Annotated in this window: 11 protein-coding genes; 7 read left to right on the forward strand and 4 right to left on the reverse strand. The window is 67.1% G+C overall.

The window, feature by feature from the left end; all coding sequences use genetic code 11:
- Positions 1–88 precede the first annotated feature (88 nt).
- Together HMPREF3114_RS08975 and HMPREF3114_RS08980 are read left to right on the forward strand one after the other, a co-directional pair.
- Positions 89–1,792 carry a proline--tRNA ligase gene (locus HMPREF3114_RS08975; RefSeq protein WP_005415204.1) on the forward strand — a complete coding sequence of 568 codons (1,704 nt, stop codon included), beginning with the start codon at positions 89–91 and terminating at the stop codon, positions 1,790–1,792.
- A 220-nt stretch (positions 1,793–2,012) separates the two neighbouring features.
- A complete protein-coding gene (locus HMPREF3114_RS08980) occupies positions 2,013–2,396 on the forward strand; it encodes an H-NS histone family protein (protein WP_005415203.1) in 384 nt (127 codons plus the stop codon).
- A 109-nt stretch (positions 2,397–2,505) separates the two neighbouring features.
- Here the strand turns inward: HMPREF3114_RS08980 and HMPREF3114_RS08985 are convergent, their stop codons facing one another.
- Entirely contained in the window at positions 2,506–3,765 is a 1,260-nt protein-coding gene (locus tag HMPREF3114_RS08985; protein ID WP_046428410.1) for a threonine/serine exporter family protein, read from the reverse strand.
- 92 nt (positions 3,766–3,857) lie between these two features.
- On the opposite strand from HMPREF3114_RS08985, the gene HMPREF3114_RS08990 reads away from it, so the two are divergent.
- The 4 genes from HMPREF3114_RS08990 to HMPREF3114_RS09005 are packed head-to-tail and all read left to right on the forward strand — an operon-like array spanning position 3,858 to position 7,376.
- Entirely contained in the window at positions 3,858–4,979 is a 1,122-nt protein-coding gene (locus tag HMPREF3114_RS08990; RefSeq protein WP_065179137.1) for an MlaE family ABC transporter permease, read from the forward strand.
- 1 nt (position 4,980) lies between these two features.
- Positions 4,981–5,808, forward strand: a complete 828-nt coding sequence (locus HMPREF3114_RS08995; RefSeq protein ID WP_049440683.1) for an ABC transporter ATP-binding protein — start codon at positions 4,981–4,983, stop codon at positions 5,806–5,808.
- Positions 5,809–5,811: 3 nt separating this feature from the next.
- The gene (locus HMPREF3114_RS09000) at positions 5,812–6,738 is read left to right on the forward strand and encodes an MlaD family protein (protein WP_005415199.1); all 927 of its coding nucleotides are present in this window, start codon (positions 5,812–5,814) and stop codon (positions 6,736–6,738) included.
- On the forward strand, positions 6,735–7,376 hold the full coding sequence (locus tag HMPREF3114_RS09005) for an ABC-type transport auxiliary lipoprotein family protein (protein ID WP_049440685.1): 642 nt from the start codon (positions 6,735–6,737) through the stop codon (positions 7,374–7,376). Before HMPREF3114_RS09000 ends, HMPREF3114_RS09005 begins: the two co-directional genes overlap by 4 nt.
- Positions 7,377–7,380: 4 nt before the next feature.
- Here the strand turns inward: HMPREF3114_RS09005 and HMPREF3114_RS09010 are convergent, their stop codons facing one another.
- Genes HMPREF3114_RS09010 through HMPREF3114_RS09020 form a run of 3 tightly spaced genes read right to left on the reverse strand, consistent with a single transcriptional unit; the run spans position 7,381 to position 9,380 of the window.
- The gene (locus HMPREF3114_RS09010; protein WP_053497877.1) at positions 7,381–7,968 is read right to left on the reverse strand and encodes an alpha-ketoglutarate-dependent dioxygenase AlkB family protein; all 588 of its coding nucleotides are present in this window, start codon (positions 7,966–7,968) and stop codon (positions 7,381–7,383) included.
- Between the two features lie 46 nt (positions 7,969–8,014).
- Positions 8,015–8,647: a CoA transferase subunit B gene (locus HMPREF3114_RS09015; RefSeq protein WP_053497879.1), complete on the reverse strand. Its 633-nt coding sequence runs from the start codon at positions 8,645–8,647 to the stop codon at positions 8,015–8,017.
- Between the two features lies 1 nt (position 8,648).
- Positions 8,649–9,380 (reverse strand): CoA transferase subunit A, encoded by a 732-nt coding sequence (locus HMPREF3114_RS09020; RefSeq protein ID WP_053497881.1) that lies wholly within the window; start codon positions 9,378–9,380, stop codon positions 8,649–8,651.
- Between the two features lie 144 nt (positions 9,381–9,524).
- Here HMPREF3114_RS09020 and HMPREF3114_RS09025 point away from each other — a divergent pair, with 144 nt between their 5' ends.
- Positions 9,525–12,839 carry a DEAD/DEAH box helicase gene (locus HMPREF3114_RS09025; protein ID WP_070489626.1) on the forward strand — a complete coding sequence of 1,105 codons (3,315 nt, stop codon included), beginning with the start codon at positions 9,525–9,527 and terminating at the stop codon, positions 12,837–12,839.
- Positions 12,840–12,890 lie beyond the last annotated feature (51 nt).

Consider the following 12,890-nt stretch of genomic DNA (forward strand, 5'->3'; position numbering starts at 1 on the left):
CGGCGGGTGCAGGGCGCAGCCCTGCCGATACCCCTCCCCCCGGCCGGGCTGGCAGAATAGGCGTCTCTGCCGTTATCCGAAGCCGACGATGCGCCTCTCCCAGTTCCACCTGCACACCACCAAGGAAACCCCCAGCGACGCCGAGCTGACCAGCCACCGGCTGATGCTGCGCGCGGGCATGATCCGCAAGCTGGCATCGGGCCTGTACACCTGGTCGCCGCTGGGCCTGCGCGTGCTGCGCAAGGTCGAGCGCATCGTTCGCGAGGAAATGGACCGGGCTGGCGCGGTGGAATTCCAGATCCCGACCATCCAGCCGAAGGAACTGTGGGAGCAGACCGGCCGCTGGCAGAAGTTCGGCCCGCAGCTGCTGAAGATCAAGGACCGCAAGGACCAGGTGTTCTGCTACAGCCCGACCGCCGAAGAAGCCGCCTGCGACTTCGCGCGCAGCGAGCTGTCCAGCTACAAGCAGCTGCCGGTGAACTTCTATCAGGTGCAGACCAAGTTCCGCGACGAGATCCGCCCGCGCTTCGGCGTGATGCGCGCGCGCGAATTCCTGATGAAGGACGCCTATTCGTTCCACCTGCACGATGAGTGCCTGGTGCGCGAGTACGAGAACATGAAGTCGGCCTACAGCCGCATCTTCACCCGCCTCGGCCTGGACTTCCGCATGGTGCAGGCGGACTCCGGCGCGATCGGCGGCGATGCCTCGCAGGAATTCCACGTGATCGCCGATTCCGGCGAAGACGCCCTGGTGTTCTCCACCGGTTCGGACTACGCGGCGAACATGGAGGCGGCGATCGCCGCCGATCCGGCACCGCGTGCGGCCGCCACCGAAACAATGCGCAAGGTGGATACCCCCACCCAGAAGACCTGCGAGGACGTCGCGGCCCTGCTCGGCATCGACCTGCAGCGCACGGTGAAGTCGGTGGCACTGATCGCCGGCGAAGGCGAGGCACAGCAGTTCGTGCTGGTGCTGGTGCGTGGCGACCATGAGGTCAATGAGATCAAGCTGGCCAAGGTGGCCGGGCTGGACGAGCAACGCTTCGCCAGCGAGGCGGAAATCGCCGAGCACCTGGGCAGCGTGCCAGGCTTCCTCGGCCCGGTCGCGCCGGCCAAGGCCATCCGCGTGGTCGCCGATCGCGAGGTGGCGGCAATGGCCGACTTCGTCGTCGGCGCCAACGAGGCCGGTTTCCACCTGGCCGGCGTCAACTGGGGCCGCGACCTGCCGGAACCAGAAGTGGCCGACATCCGCAACGTGCGTGCCGGCGATCGTGCCGTGGACGGCGGTGAACTGAAGATCGCCCGTGGCATCGAAGTCGGCCACGTGTTCCAGCTCGGCCGCAAGTACGCCGAAGCGCTGGATGCCACCGTGCTGGATGAAAACGGCAAGGCGGCGGTGATGGCGATGGGTTGCTACGGCATCGGTATCTCGCGCGTGGTGGCTGCCGCGATCGAACAGAACCATGACGATGCCGGCATCATCTGGCCGGACGCGATGGCGCCGTGGCAGGTCGTGGTGTGCGTGATCAACCCGAAGGGCGATGCCGCCGTGGCCGACGCTGCAGCCAACCTGCTGCAGGAGCTGCGCGACGCCGGCCTGGACGCCGCGCTCGACGATCGCGGCCTGCGCCCGGGCGCGATGTTCGCCGACATGGAACTGATCGGCATCCCGCACCGCGTGGTGGTCAGCGAACGCGGCCTGGCCGCCGGTACCTACGAGTACCGCGCGCGCCGCGCCAGCGAGGCGGAGAGCCTGGACAAGGCCACCCTGCTGCAGCGACTGCAGGGCTGACGTGGAAAGACCGGGGCCTGCCCCGGTCTTTTTTTCTGCCCGCGGCCTTCGCCGATATTGCAGCGGACATAATCCGGTCAAAATCGCCGCCACGGCGCTGGTATGCCGCCACGGCATGTCCTGCCTGCATTTGTGCTGTGATTAATTCATCTCTATTCTGTCCGCCGACGCCATGGACTGGCTTGTCCCGTCCACACATTAGTTTCCGGAGTAACCGTAAATGAGCATTGACCTGACCGGCCTGTCAGCACGCGAGCTGGGCGCCCTGATCCGTACCGCCAAGAAGCAGCAGACCATCGTCGCCAAGCGCCGGCCGATCACCAAGGTGCGCGCCCAGCTGACCAAGCTGGCCAAGACCGAGGGCTACACCATCGAGGAACTGTTCGGCGACGCCCCGGCCCCGCGCGCGCGCAAGGTGGCCAAGGTCGCCAAGGCACCGTCGAAGACCGCCGGCCGCAAGCTGGGCAAGGTTGCCCCGAAGTACCGCAACCCGGCCAACCCCAAGGAAACCTGGACCGGCCGTGGCAAGCAGCCGCGCTGGATGGCTGAACTGACCGCCAAGGGCAACAAGAAGCCGGAAGATTTCCTGATCAAGAAGGCCTGAGGCCGAATCGGGGAGCAATGAAAAACGCCGGCGAAAGCCGGCGTTTCCTGTATGTTGAGCCGAGCCCACGCTCGGCTATCCATATGCAAAGCCGAACATGGGCTCGGCTCTACAGTGTCTTGCGCGCCGGCATCAGCAGGTTGCCGAACAGCAGGCCCGCCACCAGCGCCATCACCACGTTCAGAACGGTGAGGAACACGCTCTGGCCGGCGCCCACGTCCTGCTGCTGGACCAGGGTCAGCACGCCACGCAGGCTGGTGCTGCCGGGCACCATCATGATGATGCCCGGCAGCCGGATGATCGCGCCCGGACGCCCGACCAGGCGACCGAACAGGTTGCCACCGGCGGTCAGCAGCATTGCCGACAGGAAGATACCGGCCGGTGCGCCCCAGGCGTGGCCGCCGAACTTGGAGATCGCATAACCGGCCACCGAGGCGGCAATCACCCACGGATAATCGCGGCGATTGGCCTTGAACAGCATCGCGAAGGCAAATGCGGCGGTCAGCAGCGAGCCCCACTCCACCCACGGCCCCTGCGGACGCGCGGCCCGGATCACCGGATCCAGGCCGAGCACATCGGCCAGGGTCACCGCGATCATCGCGCCGACGCTGAGCTTCATGATGGTGGTCAGCGCGCCGGCAAAGCGCGCGGTACCCGATACCCAGTGCTGGCTGGCCAGCTCATTGACCGCATTGGTCAGCGACATGCCGGGCAGCAGCACCACCAGCGAGGCGATGATCACCGTATTGAGGTTGAGCGCACCAATGAACGACGCGACCAGGGTGGCGACCATGCCGGCCAGCAGCGCGGCCAGTGCCTCGGCGGCTTCGCGGGTGGCCGGGCGGCGATCGGTGACCATGCCGAGCAGGCCGATCATCAGGCCGATGACACCGGCGGTGGCGATGTCCAGCCACGGCAGCTTCCACATGCCTGCCACGCCCGCCGCGCCGAGGGTGAACGACAGGATGGTGCGCAGCTTGCCGCGCCGGCCCGGATCCTTGTCCAGCTGGCGCAGCGCAGTGTGGCCCTGGGCGATGCTCATCCGCCCGTTGGACACTTCTTCGGCGATGTGGTCGGCAACGCTGAGCTTGTGCAGGTCGTTCTCACCCGGTGCCAGGCGGATCACGCGGGTGATGTCGCTGGAGCCGATCGCCTGGGCCGGATCGCTGAAGCTGAGGATGATGCCGGTGGGATTCGACCACGGTTCACAATCCAGATCGAGCTGGCGGGCCAGTGCAACCACCGCCGTTTCCAGGCGCTGGGCCGTGGTGCCATAGCTGTGCAGGCGTCCGGCGATCTCGGAAACGAAGGCCACGCGCTGTGCGTAGGTGGCCTGGGGCGTGGGGATCGTGTGAGCATCTGCGGACATGCGCCGTAGTATTACCTACGCTGGGGCCCACCGGAGAAATTCATCCAAGTTCGACGCGAAGCCCGATACAGAACGGTTATGCTGCGACCCGAATGGCCCACGTCACCCCGAACCTCGCCCCCCAGCTCGAACAGGATGCCCACGACCCGGGCCTGATCCGCCTGTCCGGCACCTGGACCTTGAAGACCGCGCTGGCCGCGGCCGAAGTCCTGCGCGGCGTTCCCGACGCGCTGACCGGCATCGATGCCACCGGCATCGAGCAGCTCGATTCGGCCGGCGTGCTGCAGGTGCTGCGCGTGGCCCATCGCGCCGATCTCCACGAAGACGCGCTGCAGTTCCGGCCGGACCACCAGGCGCTGGTGTGCACCATCGAGGAAGTGGCCGATGACCGGCCCAAGGCCAAGCGCGATTTCGGCGTGCTGGCCGCGCTGGAGCGGCTGGGTGTCAGCGTCCACGCCACCGGCCACAACATCAAGGCCCTGTGCAGTTTCCTCGGCGAGAACCTGGTCAAGGCGGCGCGGCTGGTCAAGGAACCCCGCCGCTTCCGGCTGACCGCCACCGTGCATCAGATGGAGCAGGTCGGGCTGGATGCGGTGCCGCTGGTGGCGCTGTTGTCCTACCTGGTGGGTGCGGTGATCGCGTTCCTCGGCTCGACCATCCTGCGCGACTTCGGCGCCGAGATCTACGTGGTCGAGCTGGTCAACATCGCTTTCCTGCGCGAGTTCGCCGTGCTGCTGACCGCGATCGTGCTGGCCGGCCGTACCGCCAGCGCCTTCACCGCGCAGATCGGTGCGATGAAGGCACGCGAGGAGATCGATGCGATGCGTACGCTGGGCCTGGACCCGGTCGACCTGCTGGTGCTGCCACGCTTGCTGGCGCTGCTGGTCACCCTGCCCTTGCTGACCTTCATCGCGATGATCGCCGGCCTGGCCGGCGGCATCACCGTCGGTGCGTTCGACCTCGACATCCCGCCGCAGATGTACATCGCGCGCATGCACGAGACGATGGAAGTGCGGCACCTGCTGGTGGGCCTGTCGAAGGCGCCGGTATTCGCCCTGGTGATCGGCCTGATCGGCTGCCTGGAGGGCCTGAAGGTCGAGGGCACCGCGCAGTCGGTCGGCGAGCGCACCACCTCCAGCGTGGTGCAGACGATCTCGCTGGTGATCATCATCGACGCCTTCGCGGCGTTGTGGTTCATGCACATGGACTGGTGACATGAGCACATCCGCCCTCCCCGAATCCATCGACATGCGCGACGACCAGGGCCACGAACTGGCCATCCGCGTGCGTGGCCTGGTCAACCGGTTCGGCAGCCAGACCGTGCACGAAGACCTGGATCTGGACGTACGCCGCGGCGAAATCCTGGGCGTGGTCGGCGGCTCCGGCACCGGCAAGTCGGTGCTGATGCGCTCGATCCTCGGCCTGCGTGTGCCGGATGCTGGGCAGATCGAAGTCCTCGGCCGCGATGCGCGTGCCGACGACGCCGAGAGCCGCCTGCACATCGAACGCAATACCGGCGTGCTGTTCCAGGACGGTGCCCTGTTCTCGTCGCTGACCGTGGGTGAGAACGTCCAGGTTCCATTGAAGGAACACCACCGCGAACTGCCCGAGCGCTGGCACTACGAACTGGCGCTGCTGAAAGTGAAACTGGCCGGCCTGCCCGCCGACGCGATCAACAAGCTGCCTTCGCAGCTGTCCGGCGGCATGCGCAAGCGCGCCGGCCTGGCCCGGGCGCTGGCGCTGGATCCGCCGTTGCTGTTCCTGGACGAACCCACCGCCGGGCTCGACCCGATCGGCGCGGCCGCGTTCGACCGCCTGATCAAGACGCTGCAGGAAGCGCTGGGGCTGACCGTGTTCCTGATCACCCACGACCTGGACACGCTGTATGCGATCTGCGACCGGGTAGCGGTGATCGCCGACCGCAGGGTGGTGGCCAACGCCGCCTTGCCCGACATCGAGAAACTGGATCATCCGTGGATCCAGGAATACTTCCACGGACCCCGCGCGCGCGCCGCGCGTGGCGAACAGATCGAGAGTGCCTGAGCCATGGAAACCAAAGCCAACTACGTGCTGATCGGCGCGTTCACCCTGATCACCGGCCTGGCCCTGCTGGCCTTCGGCCTGTGGGCCGCCAAGTACTCCTCCGACCGCACGTGGCAGGAATACCGCGTGGTGTTCCGCGAAGCGGTGACCGGCCTGTCGGTGGGCAGCCCGGTGCAGTACAACGGCATCGCGGTGGGCTCGATCACCGAACTGAACCTGGTGCCCGACGACCCGCGCCAGGTGGTCGCGCGCATCCGCCTGAACTCCAACACGCCGGTCAAGACCGATACCCGCGCCAAGCTGGCGATCACCAGCCTGACCGGCCCGTCGATCATCCAGCTCAGCGGCGGCACGCCGCAGTCGCCGGCGCTGACCACGGTCAACAAGGACCCGGCACCGATCATCCCGACCACGCCCTCGGCGCTGCAGAACATCACCGACGTGGCCAACCGCATCGTCGAGCGCATGGACCAGATCCTCAGCGACCGCAACGTGGCCTCGATCAACGCGACGCTGGCCAACCTGGAGACGATCAGTGGTGGCCTGGCCGACCGTGACCAGGGTACGCAGGCGCTGCTGCTCAGCGCGCGCGATGCCGCCCGCAGCCTGGACACCACGCTGAAGACCACCAACGGCACCATCGAGCGCCTGGACAGGAACCTGGTGCAGCAGCTGCCCGGCATCATCGACAAGCTCGACACGACCCTGGCCAAGCTCGATTCGGCCGCCGGCAACGCCGATTCGATCCTTGGCGAGAACCGCGCCGCGATCAACAGCTTTGCCAACGATGGCCTTGGCCAGCTGGGCCCGACGCTGACCGAACTGCGCGGCCTGATCCGCGACCTGCGCCGGGTCAGCGACCGCCTCGAGAACAACCCCGCGCGCTACCTGCTGGGCCGCGACGCACCGAAGGAGTTCGAACCCAAATGAGCCCGACCACCCTTCCGCGCCTGCTGCTGGCCGCTTCGATGGTCACCCTGCTGGGCGGCTGCTCCATCCTCGGCAGCAGCGAGAAAACCGCGGTGACGCTGTACTCGCCGTCCGTGCAGGTCAAGGCTGACCCGGCGTGGCCGCAGGCCAGCTGGCAGCTGGTGCTGGCCAAGCCCAGCGCCGCGCGCATGGTCGACAGCCCGCGCATCAATGTGCGGCCGACACCCTCCCAGCTTGAGATCTACAAGGGGGCCAGCTGGGCGCAGCCGGCCACCGACATGATCGAGGACACCCTGCTGCGTGGCTTCGAGGATTCCGGCCGCATCCGCGGCGTGGCCCGCAGCACTGCCGGCATCCGCGCCGACTACAAGCTGTCCACCGACGTGCGCCGCTTCGAATCGGATTACCAGGGCCAGGCCACGCCGACCGTGGTGATCGAGGTCAACGCCAAGCTGATCCATGTCGCCGACCAGCGCGTGGTGGCCGACCGTACCTTCCGCCAGGCGCAGCCGGTCGGCAGCACCGACGTGCCGGCGGTGACCGCGGCGTTCGAGCGCGGCCTGCAGCAGCTGGCACAGGATGTGGTTGGCTGGACGCTGGTGAGCGGGCAGGCCGACCAACCTAACGTCGCGCGCTGATCGATCAGCGCGGCGCGATCCAGCGGAACGTCAGGTTGATCCGTTCACCCTGCACCCGTGCCATCTTCGGAAGCGCGTGCTGGTAGAACCTCTGCGTCTGCCCCGCCATTACCAGCAGATCGCCATGGCCGAGCAGCAATTCAGCCTTGCGCGCCGGATCGTCGCGTCGGCGCAGCAGGAAACGGCGCGCCGCACCCAGGCTCAGCGACGCGATCACCGGGGCCGGCCCCAGCTCCGGCTCGTCATCGCTGTGCCAGCCCATGTAGTCGCCGCCGCCGCGATAGCGGTTCAGCAGCACGCTGTTGAAGCGGCCGTAGCCTTCGGCCCGCAGGCGCTCGCGCACGGCCTGCAACACAGGCGGCCACGGATGCGGCACGAACTCGGCACCGGAGTAGCGGTAGCGCGCCTGCGGGTCGCCGATCCAGCAGCTCAGCCGCGGCGAATCCACCCAGTTGCCGAACATCCGGATGCGGTGGACCTCCCACCGCACGTCGGCCTGCAGTGAGGACAGGAGCTGGTCGGCGTCGGCCGCAGCCAGCCAGCCCGGCAGGTGCTGGACGTCGGCGTCGGGCAGGTCATGGGGAAACAGCATGGCACCCCTTTGAGAAACAGGGCGGCCCTAGGCCGCCCTTGCACCTTCAGCCGCGCTGGAACGCGACGCCGGTCTTTTCCTCCAGCTCGTCATCACTGACACCCGGCGCGGCCTCCACCAGCAGCAGGCCCTTGTCAGTCACGTCGAACACCGCCAGGTCGGTGATGATGCGGTCGACCACGCCAACACCCGTCAACGGCAGCGTGCATTCGGCCAGGATCTTGTGCTCACCGTTCTTGGCGGTGTGCTCCATCAACACCACCACGCGCTGCACGCCGGCCACCAGATCCATCGCGCCGCCCATGCCCTTGACCATCTTGCCGGGCACCATCCAGTTGGCCAGGTCGCCCTTGTCGGTGACCTGCATGGCGCCGAGGATGGCCAGGTTGACGTGACCACCACGGATCATCGCAAAGCTGTCGTGGCTGCCGAAGTAGCTGGCGCCCGCACGTGCGGTGACGGTCTGCTTGCCGGCATTGATCAGGTCGGCGTCGACTTCAGCGTCGGTCGGGAACGGGCCGATGCCGAGCAGGCCGTTTTCCGACTGCAGCCATACATCCACGCCTTCGGGAATGTGGTTGGCGACCAGGGTCGGCAGGCCGATGCCCAGGTTCACGTAGGCACCATCGGTCAGTTCCCGGGCGGCACGGGCCGCCATTTCATCGCGGGTCCACGCCATTTCAGTTGCCCTCCGCGCGGATGGTGCGCTGTTCGATACGCTTCTCGGGATGCGGGTTGTGCACGATGCGGTGCACGTAGATGCCCGGCAGGTGCACCTGATCCGGGTCGATGGCGCCGACCGGCACTACCTCTTCAACCTCCACGATGCAGACCTTGCCGGCCATCGCACAGGCAGGGTTGAAGTTGCGTGCGGTCTTGCGGAACACCAGGTTGCCGGCCTCGTCGGCCTTCCAGGCCTTGACCAGCGCCACGTCGGCGCGCAACGCGGTCTCCATCACGTAGTGCTTGCCATCGAACGCGCGGGTTTCCTTGCCCTCGGCCACCACCGTGCCGTAGCCGGTGGCAGTGAAGAACGCGGGGATGCCCGCGCCGCCGGCACGCAGGCGCTCGGCCAGGGTGCCCTGCGGGTTGAATTCCAGCTCCAGCTCGCCGGCCAGGAACTGCCGCTCGAATTCCTTGTTCTCGCCCACGTAGGACGAAATCATCTTCTTGATCTGCCGCGTTTCCAGCAGCTGGCCCAGGCCGAAGCCATCGACGCCGGCGTTGTTGGAGATCACGGTCAGGCCCTTGACGCCGCTGTCGCGCAGCGCAGCGATCAGCGCCTCGGGAATGCCGCACAGGCCAAAGCCGCCCACGGCCAGGGTCTGCCCATCGGCGACCACCCCCTGCAGGGCCTCCGCCGCACTGGCGAAGCGCTTGCTGCGCTTTCCGGTGGAAGTTGCGTGTTCCATTTCTACAGCCCTACGGGGAAGAATCTGAGCATTCTAGCCGGACCCCGCCGGTGGGCTGGGATGCGCCGCAGCATTGACCCGGCCGCAGCGGAGCTCTGGATAGAATGGACGATTGATTGCTGCCCGCCACCGGCACTGGAACCCATGTCTCCGCCCTACACCGATGAGGACCTGGCCCGCTGGTTCGATAAAGGCACGCTGGGCCGCAGCGAGCAGTGCATGGGTGGCGTGAGCCTGGTGCAACGCCACGGCGATCTGCTCACTGCCGAGGTGCAGGGCACTGCCGCGCGGCCTTACCGCGTGGAGATCGACCTCACGGCAAGCACGCGCACGCCCCGCAGCCGCTTGCTGGGTGACTGCTCCTGCCCGGTCGGCCAGAACTGCAAACACATGGCCGCCGCCCTGGTGGTCTACATGCTGGATGGCGCGATCGAAGATGATGGGCAGGTCGCGGCGTGGACCGGGACCGAGGGCGGACTAGAGCAGCCCGCGCGCCCGCAGCTGCTGGCGGAACTGTCGCGCTGGCAGGCCGTGCGCAGCCAGCCTGCCAAGCCGGTCCGGAGCGGCGTGATCTTCGAGCTGTCCACGATCAGCCATCGCCCGTCCGTGCTGATGCGCAAGGTGAAGCATCGCCCCGACGGCGGCATCGAGTTCGGCAAGTGGACCGAAATCACCGCCGAGATGCTGCTCACCCCGCCCAGCTATCTGACGCCCTTGGACATGTCGATCATCACCCAGCTCTGGGCGGAGCGCCGTGCCACTACCCCAGAGCCACGTATCGACATCAACGCCACGCTGGCACTGATCGTTGCCAGCGGCCACGGCTGGGTCGTCCGCGGGCGGGATCGCGTGCCCGCACGAACCGGCGCACCGCGCCAAGGCACGCTGTACTGGGAGGTTGACGAGGTGGATGGCACGCTGCTGTCGTTTCCTTCACTGCAGCTGGACGGTGATGCCGAGGGCCTGGTCCTGGGCAATGCCGCCGGCTACCTCGACCCCGTCACGGGGGAGGTGGGTCAACTGCTGCTGGATGTGAGCATTCAGGATGCGGATTTCTTTCTCTCCCTGCCTCCCCTGCTGCCCAGCGAAGCGCCGGTGGTGGCGCAGATGCTGCAACAGATGGACCCGGCGCTGCCGCGCCCCGGCTCGGTTGACGCGATGCGTACGCTGCAGATCAGCGCGATGACACCGGTACTGCGCCTGCACAGTTTCGAGTACCGCCCGGCATGGATGAGCCGTCGCGGGCCCTCGCAGTGGGCGGACTTTGCGACCGTTGCCTTCGAGTATGACGAACACGTGCGCTTCCTGGATGACCCCAACGTGTTCGTTCACGATGTCAACGGCGATCTGGCGCTGCTGCCGCGCGATCCGGCCGAAGAAGCGCGTCGCGAGCGCGAGTTGCGCGGCTTCCACCTTCATCGCGACACCACGCCCAGGGCATCGCTGGAGGGCGCAGGACCGCAGTTCGTTCTGCGCAGCCAGGCCTGGACTCGACTCATGCTGCAGGACGTGCCGCAGCTGGAAGCGCTGGGTTGGAAAGTGGAGGTGGATGACGACTTCCGCCACCGCATCACCTTGGTCGATGACATCGATCTGGACATCCAGCCCAGCCAGACGGAAGACGGCTGGTTCGATCTCGGCCTGGATATCCAGGTCGACGGCCGCACCGTGCCGCTGGCCCCGCTGCTGCACACGGTGCTGCAGACCGATCCGCGCTGGCTGCGTGGCCAGATCGACACCATTGGCGACGACGAGCACGTGATGCTGTCGGCCGACGACAACATCCATCTGGCGATCCGCGCCGCACGCCTTAAGCCGGTCATCGCCTTGCTGGCCGACCTGTTCACCCAGCGCGATGCGCCGCTGCGGGTGTCGGCACGTGATCGAGGCCGCCTGCGCGCACTGCAGGAGGACGCGCGCTTGCAGTTCAAGGGCCACCAGGACACCCGTGCGCTGGTGCAACGCCTGCTGCAGACCCCGGCGCTGGAGGAGGTCGCTCCCCCGGCCGGCCTGGCCGCCTCCCTGCGCCCGTACCAGCTGCGGGGCCTGGCCTGGCTGCAGTACCTGCGGCAGCAGGACCTTGGCGGCGTGCTTGCCGATGACATGGGCCTGGGCAAGACCCTGCAGACGCTGGCCCACATCCTGCTGGAAAAGGAACAGGGCCGGCTGCAGCAGCCGGCGCTGGTGGTGGTGCCTACTTCGCTGCTTCACAACTGGAGCAGTGAAGCGGCCCGCTTCGTCCCTGACCTGCGCGTGCTGGTGCTGCACGGCGCCGACCGCGCCGCCGGTTTCGAGCGCATCAGCGAGCATGATCTGGTGCTGACCACCTACCCGCTGGTGTGGCGCGACGAAGAAGCGCTGCTGGCACACCACTATCACCTGCTGATCCTGGACGAGGCACAGCAGGTCAAGAACGCCAAATCGAAGGCAGCCATTGCCCTGCGCGCCCTGCATGCGCGCCATCGCCTGTGCCTGACCGGCACGCCGCTGGAAAACCACCTGGGCGAGCTGTGGACGCAGTTCGACTTCCTGCTGCCCGGCCTGTTGGGCAGCGAAAAGCAGTTCAACCAGCACTGGCGCCATCCCATCGAACGCGGCAGCGACCCGCAGCGCGCGCACCTGCTGGCCCAGCGCCTGCGCCCGTTCATGCTGCGCCGTCGCAAGGACCAGGTTGCTTCGGAGCTACCGCCGAAGACCGAGATCACCCGCAGCGTAGCGCTGGAAGGCGTGCAGCGCGATCTCTACGAAACGGTTCGCGCCTCGATGGAGGCCAAGGTTCGCGAAGCCGTAGCCAGTCATGGCCTGGCCCGCAGCCAGATCGTGGTGTTGGATGCGCTGCTCAAGCTACGCCAGGTCTGCTGCGATCCACGCCTGCTGCCCGGCCAAACCGGCAAACGGAGCGCGCCCTCAGCCAAGCTGGACCTGCTGCGCGACATGTTGCCGGAGATGGTGGAAGAAGGCCGCCGGATCCTGTTGTTCTCGCAGTTCACCAGCATGCTCGCCCTGATTGCGCAGGCGCTGGACGAGCTCGGGCTGCCCTATGTGACGTTGACCGGAGATACCCAGGACCGGGCCACGCCGGTGCAACGCTTCATGCAGGGCGAAGTGCCAATCTTCCTGATCAGCCTGAAGGCGGGCGGTGTCGGCCTGAACCTGACCGCTGCCGACACGGTCATTCATTTCGATCCCTGGTGGAACCCGGCCGCCGAACGGCAGGCCACCGATCGCGCCCATCGCATCGGCCAGCAACAGCCGGTGTTCGTCTACCGGCTGATTGCGGCGGGCAGCATTGAAGAGCGCATCGCCGAGCTGCAGCAGCGCAAGGCAGCGCTGGCCGGGACCATTCTGGAAGGAAGCGGGAATAGCGGCCCGCGCTTCAACGACGAGGATCTGGAAGCGCTGCTGGCACCGCTGCCGGGGGTGACGCCGAAGGTCAGGCGGGAGCGAAGACGAGACTAGCGGGGTGAGCCGATCACCGCGATGATCTCGCTGCGCCCGGCTACAATCATG

The sequence above is a fragment of the Stenotrophomonas sp. HMSC10F07 genome, from assembly GCF_001807895.1.
Lineage (GTDB): Bacteria > Pseudomonadota > Gammaproteobacteria > Xanthomonadales > Xanthomonadaceae > Stenotrophomonas > Stenotrophomonas sepilia.